Origin of the sequence: Streptomyces sp. NPDC058457 (assembly GCF_042720695.1) — a bacterium.
In the GTDB taxonomy this organism is placed as follows: Bacteria; Actinomycetota; Actinomycetes; order Streptomycetales; family Streptomycetaceae; genus Streptomyces.
This window is the reverse complement of sequence record NZ_JBHXLU010000028.1, coordinates 33,638-56,919: the sequence shown is the minus strand read 5'-3', so window position 1 is coordinate 56,919 and position 23,282 is coordinate 33,638. Positions and strand designations below refer to the sequence as shown.

23 protein-coding genes and 1 tRNA gene are annotated in these 23,282 nt (G+C 70.0%); 16 read left to right on the top strand and 8 right to left on the bottom strand.

The annotated features are described in order from the left end of the window. The first annotated feature begins 93 nt into the window (after positions 1–93). The 5 genes from ACFWPS_RS22865 (at position 94) to ACFWPS_RS22845 (ending at position 4,144) form a co-directional block, all read left to right on the top strand. Positions 94–552 (top strand): peroxiredoxin, encoded by a 459-nt coding sequence (locus ACFWPS_RS22865; RefSeq protein ID WP_383707877.1) that lies wholly within the window; start codon positions 94–96, stop codon positions 550–552. A 199-nt stretch (positions 553–751) separates the two neighbouring features. Then, positions 752–1,327, top strand: a complete 576-nt coding sequence (locus ACFWPS_RS22860) for a TerD family protein (protein WP_089101652.1) — start codon at positions 752–754, stop codon at positions 1,325–1,327. A gap of 117 nt (positions 1,328–1,444) precedes the next feature. Then, positions 1,445–2,020, top strand: coding sequence for a TerD family protein (locus tag ACFWPS_RS22855; protein ID WP_383707875.1), 576 nt, complete (start codon positions 1,445–1,447; stop codon positions 2,018–2,020). Positions 2,021–2,149: 129 nt separating this feature from the next. After that, a complete protein-coding gene (locus ACFWPS_RS22850; protein WP_383707873.1) occupies positions 2,150–3,295 on the top strand; it encodes a DUF475 domain-containing protein in 1,146 nt (381 codons plus the stop codon). A 111-nt stretch (positions 3,296–3,406) separates the two neighbouring features. Beyond that, on the top strand, positions 3,407–4,144 hold the full coding sequence (locus tag ACFWPS_RS22845) for a Tellurium resistance (RefSeq protein ID WP_383707871.1): 738 nt from the start codon (positions 3,407–3,409) through the stop codon (positions 4,142–4,144). A 117-nt stretch (positions 4,145–4,261) separates the two neighbouring features. Here the strand turns inward: ACFWPS_RS22845 and ACFWPS_RS22840 are convergent, their stop codons facing one another. Beyond that, the gene (locus ACFWPS_RS22840) at positions 4,262–5,065 is read right to left on the bottom strand and encodes a TerD family protein (RefSeq protein WP_383707869.1); all 804 of its coding nucleotides are present in this window, start codon (positions 5,063–5,065) and stop codon (positions 4,262–4,264) included. A gap of 176 nt (positions 5,066–5,241) precedes the next feature. Between ACFWPS_RS22840 and ACFWPS_RS22835 the strand changes: the two genes are divergently transcribed. The 3 genes from ACFWPS_RS22835 to ACFWPS_RS22825 are packed head-to-tail and all read left to right on the top strand — an operon-like array spanning position 5,242 to position 9,868. Then, positions 5,242–6,414, top strand: coding sequence for an HpcH/HpaI aldolase/citrate lyase family protein (locus ACFWPS_RS22835; protein WP_383707867.1), 1,173 nt, complete (start codon positions 5,242–5,244; stop codon positions 6,412–6,414). Positions 6,415–6,443: 29 nt separating this feature from the next. Next, a complete protein-coding gene (locus tag ACFWPS_RS22830; RefSeq protein ID WP_383707865.1) occupies positions 6,444–9,056 on the top strand; it encodes a phosphoribosyltransferase in 2,613 nt (870 codons plus the stop codon). After that, positions 9,056–9,868 carry an HAD family hydrolase gene (locus ACFWPS_RS22825; RefSeq protein WP_383707863.1) on the top strand — a complete coding sequence of 271 codons (813 nt, stop codon included), beginning with the start codon at positions 9,056–9,058 and terminating at the stop codon, positions 9,866–9,868. Before ACFWPS_RS22830 ends, ACFWPS_RS22825 begins: the two co-directional genes overlap by 1 nt. On the opposite strand, the gene ACFWPS_RS22820 is transcribed toward ACFWPS_RS22825, so the two are convergent. Next, on the bottom strand, positions 9,865–10,089 hold the full coding sequence (locus ACFWPS_RS22820; RefSeq protein WP_350782036.1) for a zinc ribbon domain-containing protein: 225 nt from the start codon (positions 10,087–10,089) through the stop codon (positions 9,865–9,867). The two genes, ACFWPS_RS22825 and ACFWPS_RS22820, sit on opposite strands and share 4 nt — an antisense overlap. A 247-nt stretch (positions 10,090–10,336) precedes the next feature. Here ACFWPS_RS22820 and ACFWPS_RS22815 point away from each other — a divergent pair, with 247 nt between their 5' ends. From ACFWPS_RS22815 to ACFWPS_RS22805, 3 genes are all read left to right on the top strand, one after another. Next, a complete protein-coding gene (locus ACFWPS_RS22815; RefSeq protein ID WP_383707861.1) occupies positions 10,337–12,844 on the top strand; it encodes a transglycosylase domain-containing protein in 2,508 nt (835 codons plus the stop codon). 52 nt (positions 12,845–12,896) lie between these two features. Then, positions 12,897–14,195, top strand: coding sequence for a hypothetical protein (locus ACFWPS_RS22810; protein WP_383707859.1), 1,299 nt, complete (start codon positions 12,897–12,899; stop codon positions 14,193–14,195). Between the two features lie 145 nt (positions 14,196–14,340). Then, a complete protein-coding gene (locus ACFWPS_RS22805) occupies positions 14,341–15,513 on the top strand; it encodes an amidase domain-containing protein (protein ID WP_383707857.1) in 1,173 nt (390 codons plus the stop codon). Here ACFWPS_RS22805 and ACFWPS_RS22800 read toward each other — a convergent pair. Further along, complete coding sequence (locus tag ACFWPS_RS22800; protein WP_383707855.1) at positions 15,501–16,049, bottom strand: DUF4383 domain-containing protein; 549 nt, start codon at positions 16,047–16,049, stop codon at positions 15,501–15,503. The genes ACFWPS_RS22805 and ACFWPS_RS22800 overlap by 13 nt on opposite strands. Before the next feature lie 82 nt (positions 16,050–16,131). Next, entirely contained in the window at positions 16,132–17,523 is a 1,392-nt protein-coding gene (locus tag ACFWPS_RS22795) for a hypothetical protein (RefSeq protein WP_383707853.1), read from the bottom strand. Positions 17,524–18,430: 907 nt separating this feature from the next. On the opposite strand from ACFWPS_RS22795, the gene ACFWPS_RS22790 reads away from it, so the two are divergent. Together ACFWPS_RS22790 and ACFWPS_RS22785 are read left to right on the top strand one after the other, a co-directional pair. Next, complete coding sequence (locus ACFWPS_RS22790; RefSeq protein ID WP_383707851.1) at positions 18,431–18,856, top strand: hypothetical protein; 426 nt, start codon at positions 18,431–18,433, stop codon at positions 18,854–18,856. Positions 18,857–19,013: 157 nt separating this feature from the next. Beyond that, positions 19,014–19,085, top strand: a tRNA-Val gene (locus ACFWPS_RS22785). Positions 19,086–19,132: 47 nt separating this feature from the next. Here ACFWPS_RS22785 and ACFWPS_RS22780 read toward each other — a convergent pair. Both ACFWPS_RS22780 and ACFWPS_RS22775 read right to left on the bottom strand, forming a co-directional pair. Next, positions 19,133–19,462 carry a hypothetical protein gene (locus ACFWPS_RS22780; RefSeq protein WP_383707849.1) on the bottom strand — a complete coding sequence of 110 codons (330 nt, stop codon included), beginning with the start codon at positions 19,460–19,462 and terminating at the stop codon, positions 19,133–19,135. 87 nt (positions 19,463–19,549) lie between these two features. Continuing rightward, positions 19,550–19,678, bottom strand: coding sequence for a hypothetical protein (locus ACFWPS_RS22775; RefSeq protein WP_383707847.1), 129 nt, complete (start codon positions 19,676–19,678; stop codon positions 19,550–19,552). A 233-nt stretch (positions 19,679–19,911) separates the two neighbouring features. On the opposite strand from ACFWPS_RS22775, the gene ACFWPS_RS22770 reads away from it, so the two are divergent. Together ACFWPS_RS22770 and ACFWPS_RS22765 are read left to right on the top strand one after the other, a co-directional pair. Then, positions 19,912–20,565, top strand: coding sequence for a methyltransferase family protein (locus ACFWPS_RS22770; protein ID WP_383707845.1), 654 nt, complete (start codon positions 19,912–19,914; stop codon positions 20,563–20,565). Between the two features lie 128 nt (positions 20,566–20,693). Then, positions 20,694–21,281 (top strand): hypothetical protein, encoded by a 588-nt coding sequence (locus tag ACFWPS_RS22765; protein WP_383707843.1) that lies wholly within the window; start codon positions 20,694–20,696, stop codon positions 21,279–21,281. On the opposite strand, the gene ACFWPS_RS22760 is transcribed toward ACFWPS_RS22765, so the two are convergent. Beyond that, positions 21,278–22,216 carry a ketopantoate reductase family protein gene (locus ACFWPS_RS22760; protein WP_383707841.1) on the bottom strand — a complete coding sequence of 313 codons (939 nt, stop codon included), beginning with the start codon at positions 22,214–22,216 and terminating at the stop codon, positions 21,278–21,280. The two genes, ACFWPS_RS22765 and ACFWPS_RS22760, sit on opposite strands and share 4 nt — an antisense overlap. A 92-nt stretch (positions 22,217–22,308) precedes the next feature. Between ACFWPS_RS22760 and ACFWPS_RS22755 the strand changes: the two genes are divergently transcribed. After that, positions 22,309–22,539: a DUF2277 domain-containing protein gene (locus ACFWPS_RS22755; RefSeq protein ID WP_383707839.1), complete on the top strand. Its 231-nt coding sequence runs from the start codon at positions 22,309–22,311 to the stop codon at positions 22,537–22,539. A gap of 63 nt (positions 22,540–22,602) precedes the next feature. On the opposite strand, the gene ACFWPS_RS22750 is transcribed toward ACFWPS_RS22755, so the two are convergent. Next, positions 22,603–23,217 carry a DedA family protein gene (locus ACFWPS_RS22750; protein ID WP_383707837.1) on the bottom strand — a complete coding sequence of 205 codons (615 nt, stop codon included), beginning with the start codon at positions 23,215–23,217 and terminating at the stop codon, positions 22,603–22,605. Positions 23,218–23,282 lie beyond the last annotated feature (65 nt).

Genomic DNA, 23,282 nt, shown 5'->3' with positions numbered 1-23,282 from the left:
GGACGGACCCGTCCGGGTCCGTCCGCCGGTCCGCAGTGATCGCCGCATAGGGTGTCCTCACCCGAACAGCCCCTGACGATGGGATGCAGGACGATGGCGATCCAGGTCGGCGACAAGGCACCCGACTTCGAGCTCAAGGACAACCACGGCCGGACCGTGAAGCTGTCCGACTTCCGCGGCGAGAAGAACGTGGTGCTGCTCTTCTACCCGTTCGCCTTCACGGGTGTGTGCACCGGCGAGCTGTGCGAGCTGCGTGACAACCTGCCGAAGTTCGAGGACCGCGACACCCGGCTGCTGGCCGTGTCCAACGACTCCATCCACACCCTGCGCGTCTTCGCCGAGCAGGAGGGTCTGGAGTACCCGCTGCTGAGCGACTTCTGGCCGCACGGCGAGACCTCGCGCGCCTACGGCGTCTTCGACGAGGCCAAGGGCTGCGCCGTCCGCGGCACCTTCGTCATCGACAGGGAGGGCGTCGTGCGGTGGACCGTGGTCAACGGACTGCCGGACGCCCGGGACCTGAACGAATACGTGACGGCGCTCGACGCCCTGTAACCCCCGCCTTCGACCCCCGCGCCGGCCGCCCGGTGGCCGGCGCGCCGGGTCCCCTAGGGGGCGACCCGGCCGACACCCCGTGATTCTTCGGGGTCCAGGGCCTGCGTGCGGCGGGAACCCGTCACTAGGATCGAATCGTTGATCCGGTATCCGAAGCACGATGGGGGCTCCCCGCCCCTGGACCACACATGGAGGACTCGTGGGAGTCAGCCTCAGCAAGGGCGGCAACGTATCGCTGACGAAGGAGGCCCCCGGCCTGACCGCGGTCCTCGTCGGTCTGGGCTGGGACGTCCGGACCACCACCGGCACCGACTTCGACCTGGACGCCAGCGCACTGCTGCTGAACGCGGCGGGCAAGGTCGGCAGTGACCAGAACTTCGTCTTCTTCAACAACCTCAAGAGCCCCGAGGGCTCGGTCGAGCACACCGGTGACAACCTCACCGGTGAGGGCGAGGGCGACGACGAGGTGATCAAGGTCAACCTGGCCACGGTCCCCGCCGACGTCGACAAGATCGTCTTCCCGGTGTCGATCTACGACGCCGACAACCGCCAGCAGTCCTTCGGCCAGGTCCGCAACGCGTTCATCCGCGTGGTCAACCAGGCCGGCGGCGCCGAGATCGCCCGCTACGACCTGTCCGAGGACGCCTCGACCGAGACCGCCATGGTCTTCGGCGAGCTGTACCGCAACGGCGCGGAGTGGAAGTTCCGTGCCATCGGCCAGGGCTACGCCTCCGGCCTGCGCGGCATCGCCCAGGACTTCGGCGTCAACGTCTGAGTCAGGTGAACGCCCCGGGGCGTTCGAAAGTCCGCACTGTCCGGCGCCGCACCGTTTACGGTCGGCGCCGGACGCGCAGGACAACCGGAGAAACACCGCTAGGGGAGGACCAGCATCATGGGCGTCACGCTCGCCAAGGGGGGCAATGTCTCCCTCTCGAAGGCCGCACCGAACCTCACCAACGTCATGATCGGACTCGGCTGGGACGCCCGCTCCACCACCGGCGCCCCCTTCGACCTGGACGCCAGCGCACTGCTGTGCCAGGGCGGCCGGGTCCTCGGCGACGACTTTTTCGTCTTCTACAACCAGCTCAAGAGCCCGGAAGGCTCCGTGGAGCACACCGGTGACAACCTCACCGGTGAGGGCGAGGGCGACGACGAATCGATTCTGGTCGACCTGCCCAAGGTGCCGGCCACCTGCGACAAGATCGTGTTCCCGGTCTCGATCCACATGGCCGACGAGCGCGGCCAGACCTTCGGCCAGGTCTCCAACGCCTTCATCCGGGTCGTCAACCAGGCCGACGGCCAGGAGCTCGCCCGCTACGACCTGTCCGAGGACGCCTCCACCGAGACCGCCATGATCTTCGGCGAGCTCTACCGCTACCAGAACGAGTGGAAGTTCCGGGCCGTCGGCCAGGGCTACGCGTCCGGGTTGCGCGGCATCGCACTCGACTTCGGCGTGAACGTCTCATAGGACCTTCACAGCCGGATGTGGGGGCCGCCCGGGCCGTAGGGCACCGACGCCCTCTACACTTCGTGGTCAACAGTAGGTAAAGCCGAGTACGGCGCGAGCGAGACCCGTACACACACGATTGGGTAGCCAGTGCTTCTGAAAACCTTCGGCTGGTCGTTCGCGATCACCGCGCTAGGCCTGGTCGCCGCGGTCTTCTACGGGGGCTGGGAGGCCTTCGGCATCGTGGCGATCCTCGCCGTCCTCGAGATCTCCCTGTCGTTCGACAACGCGGTCGTCAACGCCGGAATCCTGAAGAAGATGAACGCCTTCTGGCAGAAGATCTTCCTCACGGTGGGCGTGCTCATCGCGGTATTCGGCATGCGGCTGGTCTTCCCCGTCGTCATCGTCGCGGTCACCGCCAAGATGGGTCCCATCGAGGCCGTCGACCTCGCGCTCAACAACAAGGACCGCTACCAGGAACTGGTCACCGACGCCCACCCGGCGATCGCCGCCTTCGGCGGCATGTTCCTGTTGATGATCTTCCTCGACTTCATCTTCGAGGACCGGGACATCCAGTGGCTGCGCTGGATCGAGCGCCCCCTCGCCAAGCTCGGCAAGGTCGACATGCTGGCGGTCTGCATCGCCCTGATCGTCCTGCTCATCACCTCCTTCACCTTCGCCACCCACGCCCACCAGCACGGCGGCGGCCACGTCGACAAGGCACAGACGGTCCTGATCGCCGGCATCGCCGGCCTGATCACGTACATGATCGTCGGTGGTCTCTCCGGCTTCTTCGAAGACCGGCTGGAGGCCGAGGAGGAGCGCGAGCACGAGGAGGAGGAAGAGGCCGAGCGCAGCGGCAGGAAGAAGTCGGCGGTCGTGCTGGCCGGCCAGGCCGCGTTCTTCATGTTCCTCTACCTGGAGGTCCTGGACGCGTCGTTCTCCTTCGACGGCGTGATCGGCGCCTTCGCCATCACCAACGACATCGTCCTCATGGCCCTCGGCCTCGGCATCGGCGCGATGTACGTCCGTTCGCTCACCGTCTACCTGGTCCGGCAGGGCACCCTGGACGACTACGTCTTCCTGGAGCACGGCGCCCACTACGCCATCGGCGCCCTGGCCGTGATCCTGATGGTCACCATCCAGTACCAGATCAACGAGGTCATCACCGGCCTCGTCGGCGTCGTCCTGATCGGCTGGTCGTTCTGGTCCTCCGTACGGCGCAACCAGCGGCTGGCGGCGGCCGAGGGAAAAGCGGGGTCGGACGAGAAGGCTGAAGTCTCGTCCGGAGTCTGACCGACCGAAAAGAAGGGTGTGACACCCTTCTGCACGAGGAACGCTCTGTTCAGGGCGGCCGACCCGGGTCGGCCGCCCTGAAGCGTTGATCCGGAGTCTCTGGGGGCGGGAATGGGTTTCTTCGACGGGCTGCTGGGCGGGAGGGCTGCCGAGTTCGACTCGGGCAGTGCCGCGTCCAACTCCATCGAGCTCACCAGGCGGCACCAGCAGGTGTCCCTCACCAAGCAGGGCGCGGCCACCGGCAACCTGCGGATCAACCTCGCCTGGCGGATGCGGACGTCCGACTTCGACGGCGAACAGCGCACGAGTCTGTTCCGGCACCCCTTCAAGGCGCTCAAGCCGCCGGAGGTGATGGGACACGGGCAGAGCATGGTCAACGTCGACCTGGACCTCGGTGCGCTGTACGAGCTGGCCGACGGCACGAAGGGGGTCGTCCAGCCGCTCGGCGGCCTCCTCGGGGACGTGAACGCACCGCCGTACGTCAAGCTCAGCGGCGACGACCGGTTCGGGTCGGCGTCCGGCGAGACGATGTACGTCAACCTCGATCACCGGGACGACATCAAGCGGCTGCTGGTGTTCGTGTACATCTACGACCAGACGCCGGCGTTCGACCGCACCCACGCGATCGTCACGCTGTACCCGAGCAACGGGCCGCGCATCGAGATAGGCCTCGACGAACGGCATCCGCAGGCCCGGTCCTGTGCGGTCGTGATGATCGAGAACGTGAAGGGCGAGCTGGTCGTCCGGCGCGAGGTGAAGTTCGTGTACGGGTTCCAGGGGGAGCTGGACCGGCTGTACGGGTGGGGGTTGCAGTGGGGGCGGGGTTACAAGACGAAGGTGGAGAAGTAGTTCGCCTACCGGGGTGGGGCGCGTTGTGCGTTTGCGGGTGCGGCGCCGTTGTGGTTGCTCGCGCCCACGCGGCGGAGCCGCAGATCGATACAGCCCCGCGCCCCTAGGGGGTTGTCCCTAGCGTCCGATGAATTGCGGGCCCTGCGGAGGCAGCCGGAAGTCCGCGTTCGGGACCGTCGCCACCGGGATCGGGGCCGGCGGCGGGTAGCCGTAGCCCGACTGGGGCTGCTGCTGGGTGTACGCGGGCTGCGGGAAGCCGTAGGCCGACGGCTGGGCCGGTGAGGCCGGCTGCGGGTAGCCGTACGCCGGCTGGGCGGGCACCGACGTCGGCTGCTCGGGCGGGAGCGGCATGGACGCCGACGGCTCCTCCATCGGTTCCGACTCGTCCACCGAGATACCGAAGTCCGTGGCCAGGCCCTTGAGGCCGTTGCTGTAGCCCTCGCCCAGCGCGCGGAACTTCCAGCCCTCGCCCCTGCGGTACAGCTCGCCGCAGATCAGGGCCGTCTCGGCACCGGTCTCCGGCTTGATGTCGAAATGGGCCAGCGCCTCGGCGTCCGGCGCCGAGGCGTCGTACAGCAGGATGCGCAGGGCGGGTACGTGTTCGAACGGGATGCCGTCCGCCGATGCGACCAGGAGGATTCGGCCGACGTTGGGCTCGACACCGGGGAGATCTGTCTGGATCGTGTCGGTGAGGCCCTCGGCCACCCGCTTCTTGCCGAGCCGCCAGACCTTCCCGGAGGGGTGCCGGGGCTGGTTGTAGAAGACGAAGTCCTCGTCGGAGCGCACACGTCCGTCGGGGCCGAGGAGCAGCGCCGAGGCGTCGACGTCCGGAACTCCCTGCCCGGGCGTCCAGCGCAGCACGGCCCGGACCGTGGTGGCCTCCACCGGGACGTTGGACCCCTTCAGCATCGCGTGCGTCATGCGGTCATCCTGCCCTCTCGGTCCTGGTCACGACAACGCGGGGGGCCTCGCGGCCGACACAGGCGGGTTACCTGAAATTCATGCCCTGCGGGAACCCCCGACATGGCTTTGTACGTACTATTACCGGCCACCCTTTACCAATTTCACAGGCTCGGCCCACGCCACGGGGGAGTTCTATGCGTCATTTCGGGCACATCGCACCTGAGGTGCGGCAGCGCCTTTTCCATCAGGAGCCGTGCGAGTTCACCGCCGACTCCCCGGCCCGCCTGCTCTCCGCGGCCCTGGGCGCCACGCTGTACAGCCCGGCCACCCGGCCGCGGCTCGCCGACGACATCGTCAAGCAGTCGGCACTCGGCGTGGTCTCGATGGTGCTGTGCCTGGAGGACTCCATCGGCGACGAGGACGTGGAGGCCGGCGAGGAGAACCTCGTCCGGCAGTTCGCCGACCTGGCCGAGCGGGAGCGGGCGGGTGTGGAGCTTCCGCTGCTCTTCATCCGGGTGCGGGAGCCCGAGCAGATCCCCGACCTGGTACGACGGCTGGGCGCGAGCGTGTCGCTGCTGTCCGGGTTCGTGTTCCCGAAGTTCACCGAGGAGCGTGGCATCCCCTTCCTGCAGGCCCTGGACGGTGCCTCGGCGCGCAGCGGCCGCCGGCTGTTCGGGATGCCCGTCCTGGAGACACCCGAGCTGATGTACCGGGAGACGCGCGTGGACGCCCTGGAGGGCATCGCCCGCGCCGTCGACAAGTACCGTGACAAGGTGCTGGCGCTGCGCCTCGGGGTCACCGACTTCTGCTCGTCCTACGGGCTGCGGCGGGCCCCCGACATGACCGCCTACGACGTGCAGATCATCGCCTCCGTCATCGCCGACGTGGTGAACATGCTGGGCCGGGCCGACGGCACCGGTTTCACCGTGACCGGACCGGTGTGGGAGTACTTCCGGGTCCCGGAGCGCATGTTCAAGCCGATGCTGCGGACCAGCCCCTTCCTGGAGGAGCAGGCCGTGGAACTGCGCAACCGGCTCATCGAGCACGCCATGGACGGCCTGCTGAGAGAGATCTCCCTCGACCAGGCCAACGGGCTGCTCGGCAAGACCTGCATCCACCCGTCCCACGTCATCCCCGTGCACGCGCTGTCCGTCGTCAGTCACGAGGAGTTCTCCGACGCCCAGGACATCCTGCGGCCGGAACGGGGCGGCGGGGGTGTACTTCGCTCGGCCTACACGAACAAGATGAACGAGGTGAAGCCGCACCGCGCCTGGGCCGAGCGGACCATGCTCCGCGCCGAGGTGTTCGGCGTGGCCAACGAGGACGTCGGCTTCGTGGAGCTGCTCGCCGCCGGGATACCGGGTTGACGGGCTCTAGGGGACGACACAGGGAACGCATGAACATCGCAGCGAACAACGGGGTCTGGTCCGGCAGCTGGGTCGCCGAACGGCTCGGCGTCGAGCTCGTGGGCGACGACGGCCTGACGGCCCTCCTGGGCCTCGCCCTGCGCCGCAACCCCAGACGGGCCCACCTCCTGGTCTCCAACGTGCTCGGCAAGCACGTACCGCAGTCGCCGGCGGTGGTGTACGGGCATGGCTTCGCCCTCGGCCGACGGGTCCGTGACCTGCTCGGCGAGCGGGAGGCCGGGCAGGCCGTCGTCCTGGGTTACGCCGAGACGGCCACCGGCCTCGGCCACTCGGTGGCAGACGGGGTCGGCCTCGCCCTGTACCTCCACTCCACGCGCCGCCCGGTGGCGGGGGTGACCCCGGCCGGCGGCTTCGAGGAGTCCCACTCGCACGCGACGTCCCACCTGCTCCTGCCCGAGGACCCCGCCCTGCTCTCCGGCGACGGCCCCCTGGTCCTGGTCGACGACGAGTTCTCCACCGGCAACACGGTCCTGAACACGATCAGGGACCTGCATGCCCGTTATCCGCGGAAACGTTACGTCGTGGTGGCTCTGGTCGATATGCGGTCGCCGGAGGACGCGGGGCGGCTGACGGCGTTCGCCGCGGAGATCGGTGCGCGGGTGGACCTGGTGGCGGCGTCGTCGGGGACGGTGAAGCTGCCCGAGGGTGTCCTGGAAAAGGGCCAGGAGCTGGTGGCTCGGTACGAGGAGAGTGCCGCGACAGGTGTTTCGTCGTCTGCGGCAGCGTCGGGGCTGGTCGCGCCCCGCGGCGGAGCCGCATATGGACACAGCCCCGCGCCCCTTCAGGGCGTTGCCCTTGAAGCCGACTACCAGTCCCCCTACCCGGGGGCGCGGGGAACGGCGCGACCAGCCCCCACTCACCCGCAGGCACCCGACGGCCGCACCACCCCCCACCTCACCCGCGTCGACCTGCACTGGCCCCCCGGCCTTCCCGACGGCGGCCGGCACGGCTTCACCCCCGCTCACCGCATACGCCTCGAAACGGCCCTCCCCCTCATCGCGGCCAGGGTCGCCGAGGCCCTGCCCCCCGACGCCCGCCGCGTGCTCACGCTCGGCTTCGAGGAGCTGATGTACGCCCCCCTCAGGGTCGCCCGCGAGCTGGAGGCCCTGGTCACCGCCGAGGTGCGGTACTCCACCACCACCCGCTCACCCGTCCTGGCCGTCGACGACCCCGGCTACGCCATCCGCAGCCGCCTCGTCTTCCCGGCCCACGACAACCCCGCCGACGGCCCCGGCGAGCGCTACGCGTACAACGTCGCCGGCGCCGGCTTCGACGCCGTCGTCCTCTTCGTCGACTCGGCCGCCGACACCCCCGAACTGCACGCCCCCGACGGCCTCCTCGACCGGCTCGGCGCGCATGCCCCGTACGTCCTGCTCGCGGTTGTACCGTCGTACGTCCCCGCGCTACCCGAAGAGAGCCCCGACATGCTGCCCGAGCCCCTCCGCGGCCCCGCCTTCTCCTCGTACCCGGCGGAGGACGTCGGCTGGCTGCTCCAGGACCTCTCGGACGTCACGCTGGAGGCGCCGACCGAGGAGCGCGAGGAGGCGATCCAGAGCGGCGGCGCGCACTACGCCGAGTCGCTGCCGGTGGAGTACCAGCCGAGCGAGCGGTACCAGGCGCTCTTCCACGCGGCCCTGGAGACCTCCGCGGCGCGGATCGCGCAGGCCGTCGGGGTCGTCACCGAGACCGTGCTGGCCGAGCGGTCGCCACGGCCGGTGCTGGTGTCGCTGGCGCGGGCCGGCACTCCGGTGGGCGTGCTGATGCGCCGCTGGGCGCAGTTCCGGTACGGCCTCGACCTGCCGCACTACGCGGTGTCGATCGTGCGCGGCCGCGGCATCGATGCCAACGCGCTGCGCTGGCTGGCCGCGCACCACGACCCGCGGGACGTGGTGTTCGTGGACGGGTGGACGGGGAAGGGCGCGATCACCCGGGAACTGGCCGACGCGGTCGAGGAGTTCGAGGAGCGGGCGGGCGTCTCCGGGTTCGACCCGGAGATCGCGGTGCTCGCGGACCCCGGGTCGTGCGTGCGGACGTACGGCACCCGGGAGGACTTCCTGATCCCCTCCGCGTGCCTCAACTCGACCGTCTCCGGGCTGATCTCGCGGACCGTGCTGCGGGCCGACCTGGTGGGTCCCGGCGACTTCCACGGCGCGAAGTTCTACCGCGAGCTGGCCGGGGCCGATGTGTCGGTGGCCTTCCTGGACGCGGTCGCGGCGCGGTTCGCCGAGGTGGTCGACCCCGTGGACGCGGCCGTGAAGGAGCTGGCGGTCGCCGACCGCACGCCGACCTGGGAGGGCTGGGCGGCCGTGGAGCGGATCAGCGAGGAGTACGGCATCCACGACGTGAACCTCGTCAAGCCGGGCGTCGGCGAGACCACCCGGGTGCTGCTGCGCCGGGTGCCCTGGAAGATCCTGGCGCGGGCCGGGGCGGGGGCCGACCTGGACCATGTGCGGCTGCTTGCGGAGCAGAGAGGGGTACCGGTGGAGGAGGTCGGCGAACTGCCGTACACCTGTGTCGGGTTGATCCACCCCAAGTACACGCGCGGGGCGACCGGCGCCGACGGCCGGGCGGTGAACGTCTGATGGCGGTGCTCGTCGCGAGCGACCTCGACCGCACGCTCATCTACTCGGCGGGTGCCCTGGCGCTGACCATGCCGGACGCGCGGGCGCCCCGGCTGCTCTGCGTCGAGGTGCACGAGAGCAGGCCGCTGTCGTACCTGACGGAGACGGCCGCGCAGCTGCTGGCCGAGCTGGGGGACGCGGCCGTCTTCGTGCCGACCACGACGCGGACCCGCAAGCAGTACGAGCGGATCAACCTGCCGGGGCCCGCCCCGAGGTACGCCATCTGTGCCAACGGCGGGCATCTGCTGGTCGACGGGGTGTCCGACGCGGACTGGCACGGACGGGTGCTGGCGCGGCTGGCCGACGAGTGCGCGCCGCTGGACGAGGTGCGGGCGTATCTGGCGGAGCACGCCGATCCGCTGTGGCTGCGCAAGCAGCGGGTCGCCGAGGACCTGTTCGCCTACCTGGTCGTGGAGCGGGAGCTGCTGCCCGAGGAGTGGGTGAAGAGCCTCGCGGTGTGGGCGGAGAACCGCGGCTGGACGGTGTCGTTGCAGGGACGGAAGATCTACGCCGTACCCAAGCCGCTGACGAAGAGCGCGGCGATGCGGGAGGTCGCGCGCCGGACCGGGGCCGAGCTGACGGTGGCCGCGGGTGACTCGTTGCTCGACGCGGATCTGCTGCTCGCCGCGGATCGCGGATGGCGCCCGGGGCACGGGGAGCTGGCCGACGCCGGGTGGACCGGGCCGGCCGTCGCCGCGCTGCCGGAGCGAGGGGTGCTCGCCGGTGAGCGAATCCTGCGCGAATTCCTGAAGACGGTCCGGCAGGGGAGCTAGCCGCAGCAACCACCGCCGCAACAGCCCCCACCGGAGGCCGCGGGGGCGCCGGAGCCGGTGGCGGGCGCGGACGCCGAGCCCCCCACCGCCACCGTCGACAAGAGCTTTACCGTGTCTTGATGCCCGTCCGGGCATGCTGCCGGAGCCGATGACTCGGCCATGGGGCGGGACAGTTCGAAGGTGTCGCCGCAGGTGCGGCAGCGGTACTCGTAGCGGGGCATGAGGGACAGGCTAGCGGCAGTGATGCGGGAGTGATGGGCATCACTTCACCTCAGAATTTCATGAGTGTTCCTTTCTGTCCGATACTTGTGCGGAGATTTTGAAAAGATCGCTGATAATTTGAGCTGGCCGCGAGGAGCCGAAAGACCGGGGGAAGAGGGGGGCTCGTAGCGCCGCGCCCGCCGCGGCCCTGCCCCCCCGTCGTGTCCGACCACGCGCGCAAGACCGAGTGCGAGGGGAGACGCAGTCGTGACGGACGCATCGGAGCGGACGGGCGACCCGGAGGAGGGCCATGACCAGGCCGGACCCCGGGGTCGGAAGCCGTTCGAGCCGGACGCGACCCTGCATCTGAACGTCGACGGCCTGCGTGCGGAGCACGCTCTGTGGCAGAAGGGCGACGACGCTCAGCGTGCGCAGGAGGTCGCGCGGCGGAAGGCGGAGGCTCTGTGGAAGGAGCTGCACGCCCTGCGGGCCGCCGAGGCCGACGCCGCGAAGGCGGGGGAGGGCGAGGGTGCGCGCCGCGGCGCGGGCGACGACCCGGCGCCCGGCAAGGGAGCGCGGCGGAAGAAGCCGGATCCGCCGGTACATGACGAGACCCTGCATCTGAACGTGGGCGCCCTGCGGGCGGACGTCACGATGCAGATCCGGGTGCCCGAACAACGGCGGCCGGAGCCCGAGCCCGAGCCGGAGTCGGCGGCCTCGGGCGGCCGTGCCGAGCGGCGGCGCAGCGCGCGGCCCTCCGCGCGGGAGCGTGCCGTCGGCGTCTGGGGCCGGATCGGGGCTCTCGTGGGGCCCCGCATCGAGCCCCTGCTGCCGTACGCGCGAAAGCTGCGGCCGATGTACCCGCGCCCCGGCCGGACCGGCTGGCGGCGCTGGGTGCCGTCCTGGCGGCAGTGGCTGGGGGCCTGGCTGGGGAGTATCGGGCTGACCGGGCTGTTCCTCGTGGTGGCCTACGCGGCGACGGACATCCCCAGCAACCTCAACACGTACGCCACCCAGCAGGACAACGTCTACTTCTGGTCCGACGGGACGCCGATGGCCCGGACGGGCTGGGTGCAGCGGCAGGACATGCCGCTCAAGGACATACCCGTGGACGTGCGCTGGGCGGTGCTCGCGGCCGAGAACGAGAGTTTCTACTCCGACCCCGGTATATCGGTCAAAGGCATAGCCAGGGCCCTCTATCGCACGGTCGGCGAAGGGGACACCGAGGGCGGCTCGACCATTACCCAGCAATACGTGAAAAACGTCTATCTCACGCAGAACCAGACCGTAAGCCGTAAATTCACCGAGGCGATGATCTCCCTCAAGCTCGACAACAAGATGAGCAAGGACCAGATCCTCGAGGGCTACCTCAACACCAGCTGGTTCGGCCGGGGGACGTACGGCATCCAGCGCGCCGCCCAGGCCTACTACGGCAAGGACGTCGGCCAGCTGAACGCCAGCCAGGCCGCCATGCTCGCCGGGCTGCTCAAGGGGGCCGGGCTCTACGACCCGACGCTCAGCAAGGCCAACCACCAGCGGGCGGTGGAACGCTGGTCCTGGATCCTGGACCGCATGGTCAAGATCGGCAAGCTGTCGCCGGCCGAGCGGGCCAAGTACACGAAGTTCCCCGAACCGATCGCGACCAACAAGGTGTACGACACCGGCAACCAGAGCGACTACCTCGTCGAACTGGCCCAGCAGTACGCCAAGAAGTCCGCCCACATCTCGGACAAACAGTTCGACCTGGGCGGATACCAGATCTACACGACCTTCGACCGGAAGAAGGAAGGCACCCTCACCAAGGCCGTGACCAAGGCCCGCAAGGACGCCAAGGCGAGCGACCCCGAGAACGCCGCGGCCGCCCACTACGGCGCAGCCTCGGTCGCCACCGACGGACGGATCGTCGCCGTGTACGGCGGACCCGACCACCGGACCCAGGGCTACAACGAGTCCAACGCCACCACCGTCCCGGCCGGCAGTTCCTTCCTGCCCTTCGTCTACGCGGCCGGGCTGCAGAACGGCATCCACAAGGAACGCGGCGGGGCCGCCACCGACGTCCTGCCCGAGACGCTCTACGACGGCGACGACAAGGTCCCGGTCACCACACCCGACGGACCGTACTGGGACCGCAGCGGCAAGAAGGTCTACGCGAAGAACGACGACGACAAGTCCTACGGGCAGATCAGCCTGGCCAACGCCCTCGCCCAGTCGGTGAACACCCCCTTCATGCAACTCGGCGTGGACACCGGACTCGACAAGGTGCGCTCCACCGCGGTGGCCTCCGGACTGCTCTCCGAGAGCATGGGCCCCCAGGTGCCCGCGCTCTCCATGGGCAGCTCCACACCCAGCGCGATCCGGATGGCGAACGGATACGCCACGTTCGCCGCCGGCGGCGACCACACCGAGCCGTACTCGGTCTCCAAGATCACCCGCAACGGCCGCCGGGTCGTCATGGACACCCCCCGCCCGACCCGCGCGGTCCGCGACGACGTGGCCGAGGACGTCGAGCAGGCGCTCACCGAATCGTTCCGCCTCGCCCATCCGACCACCGCGCTCACCAACGCGGCGGCCGGCAAGGCCGGCAGCACCTACGCCGGCGGCAAGGACACCGCCGCCTGGTACACCGGCACGCTCTCGAAAGTGACGACGTCGGTCGTCGTCTACCGCATCGACCTCAACAAGTCCCTGGAGCCGCTCCCGCTCAAGGGAATCGCCGGATCCGGCACCGACAACGTCCCTTACACGGTCTGGGCACAGGCCATGGGCCTCGACTGACCCCCGAGGCCCCGACGCTCCCCACGCCACCCACCCGCAGAATGAGCCGAGCATGAAGCCCCGCACGAAGCCGACAACCGGCGGCCACCGCCGCAAGGCGCCCGCCCGTGACCGCCGTCCAGCCCGCCCGGAGGTCATGACCCTGGCCGCCTTCCTGGTCGTGGCCTCCCTCGTCGCGGGCTACCTGGTGCTCACCAGACAGGACGACACCGCGCCCACCGCCGCCGGGACCACCAAGGCCAGCCCGTCGGCCTCGGCCTCACCCAAGTGGGACGGCAAGACCAAGATCCTCGGCGACGGCTCGACGTCGTACACCGGGCCGCAGAAGGACCAGTTGAAGCCCGTGAAGCTCAAGCCGGGCGAGAAGCCGCCCCAGTTCGTCGTCTTCTCCTGGGACGGCGCGCTGGAGGGCTCCGACCATCTCTTCTCGCACTACCGGGAGATGGCCAAGGAGTACAACGCCCACATGACCTTCTTCCTCACCGGCATCTACCTGCTGCCCAAGAGCAAGAAGACCCTCTACACCGGGCCGATGCACCAGCCCGGCGACGCCGCCATCGACTACGCCACCGACGAGCACATCCGCACCACCCTGGAACAGCTCCGCGAGGCCTACAACGACGGCAACGAGATCGGCACCCACTTCAACGGCCACTTCTGCGAGAAGAAGGGCGGCGGCGACTGGAGTGTCGAGCAGTGGAAGAGCGAGATCGACCAGTTCTACAAGTTCGTGGAGAACTGGAAGACCAACACCGGCTTCAAGGACATCCCCGCCCTGCCCTTCGACTTCAAGCAGGAGATCGTCGGCGGCCGCGCCCCCTGCCTGGAAGGCCAGCCCAACCTGCTCAAGGCCCTCCAGAAGTACGGCTACAACTGGAAGTACGACGCCAGCTCCCCCGGCGACTTCCAGATATGGCCCTCGAAGAAGGACGGCCTCTGGAACTTCCCGCTGGAGATGCTCCCCTACCCCGGCGGTGACTACCAGGGCCTGTCGATGGACTTCAACTTCCTCTACAACCAGTCCAACGGCGAGACCGACGGCGACCCCGCCAAGTACTCCGAATGGGAACAGCAGACCGTCGAGTCCTACATGGACGGCTTCAACCGCGTCTACTACGGCAGCCGCGCCCCCCTGTTCATCGGCAACCACTTCGAGAACTGGAACGGCGGCATCTACATGAAGGCCATCGACCAGGTCATCCCGAAGATATGCACCAAGAAGGGCGTCAAGTGCGTCTCCTTCAAGGAACTCGCCGACTGGATGGACGCCCAGGACCCGGCCACCCTCGCCCGGCTGCGCACCCTGGACCCCGCCCAGGCCCCGTCGGACTGGTCGAGCATCGTGAAGTGAGCGCCGTACCAACCCCTCGCAGCCGGTTCAAGTCGACGCGGCAGCAAGCGGATTCCAATCCTGCAACCCCCTTCACAGGAGTCACACACTCCGTGCGAAGATGCCGTCGCCCGGTAGAGGTGTACCGGCGTAGAGGGGAACACCATTGAAATCCAGAAAACTGAGCCGTAAGCGCAGCCGTGCGGCCATAGTCACGGCGACGGCCGCCTCGGTCGTCGCCGGCGTCGCCTTCGCGGCCAACTGGAGCGCGGGCGCGGCCGTCGTCGACGACCCGACCGTGGACGCCGCGACCAAGGCGACCTTCCAGAAGCTGGCCGACGCGGTCTTCACCGACCGCACCCAGGCCCTCGTGAAGGGTGCTTCGCAGAAGCAGCAGACGTCCCGCTTCTCCGGCGACGTCCGCCTCTCCAGCACCCAGTCGCACGACGAGAACGCGGCGCTGACCCAGCTGCGCGGCCGCCAGAACAGCATCGCCAAGGCCGGCGAGACGTACAACGCCGGCAGCACCCAGGTCACGCTCGACGCGACCCGCGTGACCGGCCGCACCGCCAAGGCCGACGTCACCGAGACCACGACGCTGACCTACGCCAAGGCCGCCAGCGGCACGCCGAAGACCACCGGCTTCCAGGCCCACCACGAGCTGACCTTCAAGGCCGACCAGCGCGGCACCTGGCAGCTGACCACCATCAAGGACACCGACGACGGCGGCCTCGCCGTCAACACGCTGTCCAAGCCCTCGGTCAAGGCGCCCGCCACCGGCGACGACGGCAACACCACGCCGGACGCCCCCCGCGCGGCCACCACGCGCAACCCGACGCCCGTGCCCAAGACGCTCACCGGCGGCACGTACGACTACAAGGCGATGGCCACCTACGCCGAGACGTACTGGAGCAACTACAACACGGCCTACCCGAACTTCAACGGGCACGCGGACGGCGGCGACTGCACCAACTTCGTCAGCCAGTCGCTCAAGGCCGGCGGCTGGAAGCACGTCCCGGGCTACGTCTACGACTACACGAAGTGGTTCGGCACCGCCGACATCCAGTCCGACTCGTTCGTCGGCGTCAACGAGTGGTCCTGGTTCGCCCAGAACTCCAAGCGGACCACCCCGCTCGCCAACGTCTACCAGGCGGAGGTCGGCGACGTCATCCAGGTGGACTTCGACCGGGACGGGTCGAAGGACCACACGATGATCGTCACGTACAAGGCCAACGGCATCCCGTATGTGACATACCACTCCAACAACACCTACCGCAGGTCGCTGGCGAGCCTCATCGCGTCGTACCCGAACGCGTACTACTACGCCTACCGCACCTGAGCCTCAGGTTCGGCCCGCTGCTCCGCCTCGGGGTGGCGGGCCCGCCAGTACGGGTTGTCGTGCGGCAGGTTCGTACTCACCCTCCCGTACATCCCGAACACCATCAGCACGAGGCCCACCACGAAACTGAACAGCACGTTCTGGATCTTGAAGGCCAGGAAGTCGGACTCCGTGTCCAGCAGGCCCAGGAACAGGAAGCCGTTCAGGATGAACAGCACACCCAGCACCATGTTCAGCGTGGACGCGAAGTTCCCGCCGACCACCATCCCCACGAACAGCAGCAGCCCGACACAGATCGACAGCACGCTCAGCGCACCGTTGGTGTTCAGACCGATCGCGCTGTTCCCGCCCGTGTCGAAGAAACCGATGTTGTTGGTCAGCCCGAGGATCCCGAACGCCAGCAGGAACAGGCCCATCAGGCCCGCCCCGATCCGGTAGACCCTGTTCAGGCGGTGGTCGACGGGCAGTGCCTCGTCGAAAATGATCTGCCGCCGCGAGGTCCCCGGCGTCCCCGAGTGCGCTGCGTGTGAGGCCATCTCCGCCTCCCCATCTGGACTGCGGGCCTGGATTGCGAGCCGCCCTCCCAATATCCGCCCGTGCCGCAGGGACGGCAACGGCTCACGGGTGACCGGTGCCCCGGTCCTCCCGGATCTGCGCCACCGCCCGCGCGACCGACTGCCGCACCGCCTCCGTCTCCGTCAGGAAGTGCCAGTAGTCGGGATGCCGCCCCTCCAGGGTTCCGACCGCCCGGTCCAGCCGCGCCACCGCGTCGTCCAGCAGCCGCGCGTGCCGCGGATCCGGACTGGTCCGCCCGGCCATCGCCAGCCGCTGCGCGTCCCGGATCGCGAACCGCGTCCGCTCGATCTCCGCCTGCGGATCCTTCTGCACGGCGTTGAGCCGGCTCAGCCGGTCACCGGCGGCCGACACCGCCTCGTCCGTACTGTTGAGCAGCGCCCGCACGGTGGACAGCAGCGAGGTGGCGTCCGCCCACCTCTGCGCGTCCCGCGCGGCCTGCGCCTCCCGCAGCTTCACCTCGGCCTGCCCGACGTTCTCCACGGCCTGCCGCGGCACCTGCTGCAGATCCTGCCAGCAGGCCGCCGAGAACCGCCGCCGCAGCTCGCTCAGCACCGGGTCCACCTGCCCGGCCCGGGTGGTCAGCGCCTGCGCCCGGGTCCGCAGGCTCACCAGCCGGTGATCGATCTCCGCGGCCTTCTCCGGCAGCCGCTCCGCCTCGACCCGGATCGCCTCGGCCTCCCGCTGCACCCGCCCGGCCCGCTCCAGCGTCGCCTGCACACCGTGCTGCCCCGCACCCTGGTTGAGCCTGGTCAGCTCGGGCGACAGCGCGGCCAGCCGGGCCGCCAGCTCATCCGCCCTGATCTGCGTCTTCCGCACGGCATCGAGCGCGTTGCTGGCCGCCAGCAGCGCCTGCCGGGCCCGCTCCACGGCGGGCGCCAGCCGCGCCAGCTGCGTCTCGGCCTTGCCGAGCAACGGCCCCAGCGACTCCCCGAACCGGTCCAGCTCCCCCTTGACCCGGACCAGCTCGTCCTTGGCCCCGGAGATCTGCCCACGCGCCCGCGCCGCGACCCCGGCCTCCAGATCGTCCCGGTCCAGGTCGTAGGCGTCGATGGCCTCGATGTACCGGTTGCTCACCTCGTCGATCCGCCGCCCCAGCGCCTCGAAGTCCGAGACGGCACGACGGGCCGCCGGCGAGTCGTCGACGGCGGAGATGGTCTCTATCGAGATCCGCAGATCCCGCTGGGCGGTGTCCAGCTCGTAGAACGCGGCGGCCGCGGCGTCCTTGGCCGCCTGCGCCTCCGCCCGCTGACCCTCCGCCCGCCCCCCGAACCACCGCCGCGTCCCGCCACCGGCGAACGCCCCGGGCACCACCAGCACGGCCAGCAACGGCAGGCTCATCAGCCCGAGAACATCCCGAAGCGGCGTGCGCCGGGCCCGTACGGGAGGCGAGTACGACCGCTCGGATACCGCCGAAGTCGCCGATGTCCCCGTCACTGCTCCCTCTCCCGTACCGCGGTGCGCCCTGTGTCCTGGCGGTTGCTGCAATTCTCCCACTCGTGAAAGACGAACACACGAGCCGGTCAGTTCGCGGTCAGGCCGATCAACCGCTCACATTCGAAACGACCGACGGGCGATGGTACGCGCGGTCGGCCGGCACGGATACGTGAGGTCACTTCGCCGGCCGTGCGGCAATCGTTCGTCCGTCGAACGGGTGACCCTTCGGAGCCCGGGTCGTCGGGTGTGACGAAAGGACCTTCGGTCCTGACAGTTCTGACAGTCCTTACGGTTCTGACGGGGGTGGGCACGGTGCGTGAACTGGGGGCACCGTTCGTGGCACCCGTTCCCTCGGGGGTGACCATCCGGACGCGACTGCGGGTGTCCGAGCCGGACGCCGCGGTACTGACCGAGACGGGCGTGCTGCTCGGCTCGCCGGCGGCTGGAGACCTCGCGACACGGTCCCGGCAGGGGACAGCCGCCGACACCGCGGCCTGGGCGGTCCGAAAGCGCGCGCTGACCGTTTCGTCGTCGGCGCGATGGGCGGGCAGCATCACCAAGGCCACGCGCGACCAGTGGGCGCTGGCCCGGCGAGCGCAGACGGCCGAGATGACCTGGCTCCGAGGTGAGACCGCACGCATCGCGGCCCGGTTGGCCAGACCGCCGGGCGCGAAGGCCGACAAACGGTCGGGGCTGCCACGCGGCTGTGCCGGCCGAACGGAATGGCATGCCAAGTCTCGTCGCCTGCAGGCGCTCCGGGATCGCCTGGACGCTCTGGAGGCCGATTGGAAGGCCGGCCGGGCACGGGGTGGTTCGCGGTGGCAGGAAGCTCGCGCACCTGAGACACCGGCTGGACGAGGCCGGTCTGAGCAGGGAAACGTGGCGTGAGCGTTGGCAGGCCGCCCGCATGTTCCTGTCGGCGGACGGCGAGTCCGGCAAGCGGTACGGCAACGAGACCATCCGGGTCACGGAATCCGGGCAACTGTCGATCCGGCTTCCGGCAGCTCTGGCACACCTGGCCAACGCCCCGTACGGCCGGTACGTCCTGGCCTCGACGGTCACCTTCCACCACCGGGCCGAGGAATGGCGGGAGCGGATCACCGCAGACCGTGCGGTGGCCTACCGCATTCACTACGACGTCACACGCGGCCGCTGGTATCTGACCGCCTCCTGGCAGCGGGCGGTGGTTCCTGCGATGCCCCTGCACGCAGCACTGGCGCGGGGTGTGGTCGCGGTGGACATGAACGATGACGACCTTGCCGCCTGCCCGCCCCCGCCTTCCCGGACCACGGACACGATCCGTGCCGCCCGGTCGCGGAGCGAACGCGGGTGACCAGCGTGCCCAACACCACTCGGGGCACGCGGCTGAGCATGCGGCCCGGTGCCGGGCCGCACCACCGCTCAGTCCATAGGAATCGCTGCGCCTGCCCGCTCCGGGAAACGGAATTGCGGGACGGAGCCCGGGACGATGTAGGCTGTCGACTCGTCTCGGGTGCGTAGCTCAGTGGTAGAGCGCCTGCCTTACAAGCAGGATGTCGGCGGTTCGAAACCGTCCGCGCCCACGTGAACAGAGGACCCCGGCCGATGCGGCCGGGGTCCTCTCGTGTTCTCAGCCCTTCTCGTGCGCGTGCTTGAGGCGGCTTCGGGCGTCCATGCGGTCCGGTGCCGTGACCTCTGCCCAGAAGCGGTGACCGCTGACGAACACCGCGAGTTCGTGCTCGCGGCGGCGCAGCTTCTCCACCTCCGCCTGTTCGTCCTCGGTCCAGCCGGGGGAGGCGGGGCGCTCCACCTTGCGCCAGCCGCCCTCGTCACTGAATCCGTCCAGCGGCACGACCGACCAGGGAAGCCGCTTCAGCAGGGCCGACAGCTCGGCCCGGACCTGATGCAGCTCCTCCTGACCGGCGAGGAGGTCACTCGGAAAGTCATAGGTCGCAGCCACGCGGCAATGGTACGCCTGTTCGATTTTAGGTGGCGAGCTTGTTCGTGGGGTTCATGTGTTCGATGTGCGGCGCCGTCGGGCGCCTCGTCACGCGGCCCCACCGGTGAGGCCGAGCAGCAGCGTCACCATGCAACCCCCGGTGACCAGCCCCTGTACCGTCGCCGTGACCCACATCCGCGTGATCCACGCAGCCGCCGCGATGATCCCTGCGCACACGGCGAGGCCTCCCAGGCATGCTGGTGTGACCCACGTCGCGTACCGTCTGATTCCGCCGCCCGCCGCGGCAGCGTCTCCCGGAGCCGCACCCTCCGCCGGCCCCGCCCTCATACCGGGACCGGGCCGGGACATCGAGCGGACGCGCCCACTCAGCCTCTCCATCCACGGGTGGAGCTCTCTCCATCGACCCGTAGGTGGTGGTGATCGGCCTGGTGCCGGAGGAGCCTTGAGGCATGGGATCACTGCACTCGGCACTTGTCGCTCTCATCGGCGTCTGCGCCTCGATCTTCGTCGTGGCCTGGATCGCCGGTGCCGTCTACTTCGGCATGAAGAGCCAGGCCGGTGCGCGCGGCTGGGTGCGCGGACTGCGCCGCACGCTGCCCCGCCGGGTTCTGCTGGTCGCCGGTGCGTGGCTGTTCTCCTGGCTGGTCGGGCACACCGACGGGTTCTGGCACCGTCTGCAGTACTGGCAGCCCGAGCTCGCACTCCTGGGCGCACTGCTCGCCGTCGCCTCCACCGCCCTGCTGCTGTGGGCCCGCTGGGTCCTGGGCACGATGTGGGCCAGCGTCCCGACGGTCCAGGAGCACCATGAACTGCGCACCGACGGGCCCTACCGGCTGGTCCGCCATCCCATATACACCGGCCTGCTGGGACTGGTCGTCGGCGCCATGCTGGCCTGCGGCTTCGGAGCCTGGACAGCCGCCCTTGCGGTCGCCGTCCCGTGGCTGCTGAGCCGGGTGCGGACCGAGGACGCCCTCATGGCCGGCCGGTTCGGGGCCGCCTACGACGCCTACCGCGCTCACGTCCCGGCCCTCATACCGTGGACGCGTCCGACACGGGCCCGTGCCCGCCACGGTGACGCGAGCAGCAGCGGTAGCCCGGGGTAGTGGTCGTGGCGGGCCTCCGAGTGCCGGTGATCCTGTCAGCCACCACTGACAACGCCCCGGCCCGGAGACTGGGAAGCTGGAGGACACGATCGTGTTCCCGCAGGGCGGGAGAACGGAGCAAGGACAGGATGAGCGGGCAGCGGCAGCCGGCGTTCGTGAAGGTGTGCGGGCTCACCCAGGAGCAGCAGATCGACTGGGCCGTCGAGCTGGGATACGACGCCGTCGGGATCGTCGTGACCCCGAAGAGCAAGCGGTACTGCCCGCCCGAACGGGCCGTGGCGCTCGCCGGCCACGCCCGGGGACGGATCCCCGTCTTCGCCGTGGCCCTGACCCACGCGGAGACGGCCGCCGTCGCCGGGCACTTCGACATCATCCAGATCTACGAGACGGCCGACATCCCGAACCTCGCCCTCGCCTCCGGCACCCCGCCCGGGAAGCCGGAGGCGCTCCAGTACTTCTTCTACGACGCCAGCGCCGGCAGCGGCGTGTTCGCGGACATCCCCGACTGGGTCGGCGAGGTGCCGGGGAAGGTGGTGATCGCCGGCGGCCTCGACGAGCACAACGTCGCCGGTGTCATCGAGGAGTTCGGGCCCTACGGCGTGGACGTCTCCAGCAGCGTCGAGACCGCGCCGGGGGTCAAGAGCCGCGAGAAGATGGCCGCCTTCGTCGCCGCCGCCCGAACCCCCGGGCGTACCCCTGGGCGCGACAGCCGTTAGCGTCCGGCCTCGCGCAACTCCCTGACGATGCGTGCCGTCACCGGCACGGGTACGCCGTGTCGGTCCGCCGCGCGCAGCAACGCGCCCCCGATCGCGTCGAGTTCGAGCGGGCGCCCGGCATCGGCGTCGCGCTGCATCGAGGACTTGGTGGCGGGCGGGAAGGCGTCGTACCGGGCCAGCGCCTGGGCCGGGTCGACGGGGGCGCCGCAGGCACGGCTGACCGCCGCCGTCTCCGCCACGAGGGACGCCAGTTCCTCGCGGTGCCGGGTGCGGGCCTCGCCGAGAGGGAGGGCGTAGCGGGTGGTGAGGAGGGCGAGCGGGGCGAGGAACGCCATCTTCGCCCAGAGCGTGGTGGTTTCGTCGTCCAGGACGCGGGTGGCCGGGCCGGCGGCGGTGAGGGCTTCGGCCAGGGTCTCCAGACGGGGGCGGGGGACCTTGGCGCCGGTCAGGTCGATCTCCGCGAAGGGGCTGGTGTGTTCGACCAGGCCGGGGGTCGTGCGGGTCGACTCGACGCGGATCACGGACGGGGCCACCCGGTCCGGGGCGTAGCGGGCGCGCAGCAGCGCGGGGTGTTCCACGCCGTTCAGGAACGGTACGAGGAGGGCGTCGCCGAGTGTCGCGGGCGGGATCCGGGTGAGGGCCGCGTCCAGGGTGGTGGCCTTGACGGTGACCAGGCAGGCGTCGACCGGTTCGCGCAGGGCCGTGTCGGCCTCGACGGGGGCCGTGAAGTCGCCGAACAGGGGACTGCGGACCTGGATACCGGTGGTACGGAGCGTGTGAGCCGTCTCCTCGCCCGCGAGGCAGAGGACGCGGTGGCCGGAGCGGGAGAGCAGGGCCGCGAGCAGGCCGCCGACGCCGCCGGGGCCGAGGACGGCGACGGTGAGGTGAGGGGTGGGGGCGTTGGGGGTGTCCGCGCTGTTCGGGCTGTTCGGCATGGAGTTGTCCTCTCGTCGGTCGGCCCCGGGAGCGGTGGCCGCCTCTGGAAGATCCTCGCAGGAAGGAGGGGGGGCTGCGGGAGACTGGGGACATGTGCCGGAGTATCAAGACCCTGCGTCCGCCTCAGCTGGCCGAGGAGGCCACCGAGGAGGAGATCCGAGCTGCCGCGTTGCAGTACGTGCGGAAGGTGTCCGGGTTCCGGGCGCCGGCCGCGCACAACCGGGAGGTGTTCGAGCGGGCGGTGGATGCGGTCGCCGAGGCCACGGCCGCGTTGTTGGGGGGACTGGAGGTGCGGGGGCAGGCGGCCGTGGGAGGGGGCTGAGGCGGGGGTGGGGACGCTCACCAGCCCTTGAGGCTCTGGGAGCACGGCTGCCCGCGGCTGGGTTCAGGCAGGGCGTCTTCGCATCAGGTACCCCGCGCCCGCTCCCGCGCCGAACAGTGCCGCCACCGATACCGCGGTCGCCAGCCAGGTGCCGCCCAGCCACTGGGCGCCGAGGTAGCCGAGGGCGACGCTGTAGATCGCCCAGGTCAGCCCCGCCAGGGCGGACCAGGGGAGGAAGTCGCGGACGCTGCGGTGGGTGGCGCCGGCGCCGAGGGAGACCAGCGAGCGGCCGGCCGGGGCGAAGCGGGCCAGTACCACCAGCGCGCCGCCGCCTCGGGACAGGGCCTCGCCGAGACGTTCCTGCGCGCGGCTCAGCCGCCGGGAGCGGGCGATGGCGCGGTCCAGGCGGGCGCCGCCGCGCCGGGCCAGCCGGTAGGCGACCAGGTCGCCGAGGACCGACGCGGTGGCCGCGCAGAGGGTCAGCGCCAGGATGTCCGGCAGGACGTGTGTCGGAACCTGTCCGGCCGACGCGCCGGAGCCGGCCGCCGCTGCCGTGGCCGCGGTGATGACCAGCACGCCGCTCGGCAGGACCGGCAGGAACACATCAAGCAGCACGGAGAGGGCCACCATGGCGTATATCCATGGCCCGGCCTCCAGCGACCCCATGCTTTCCCACACGACGGTTCCCCCGCGATTGTCCTGTTGCGCCCCCCGACGACAGCCATACAGCGTACGCGGGGGGT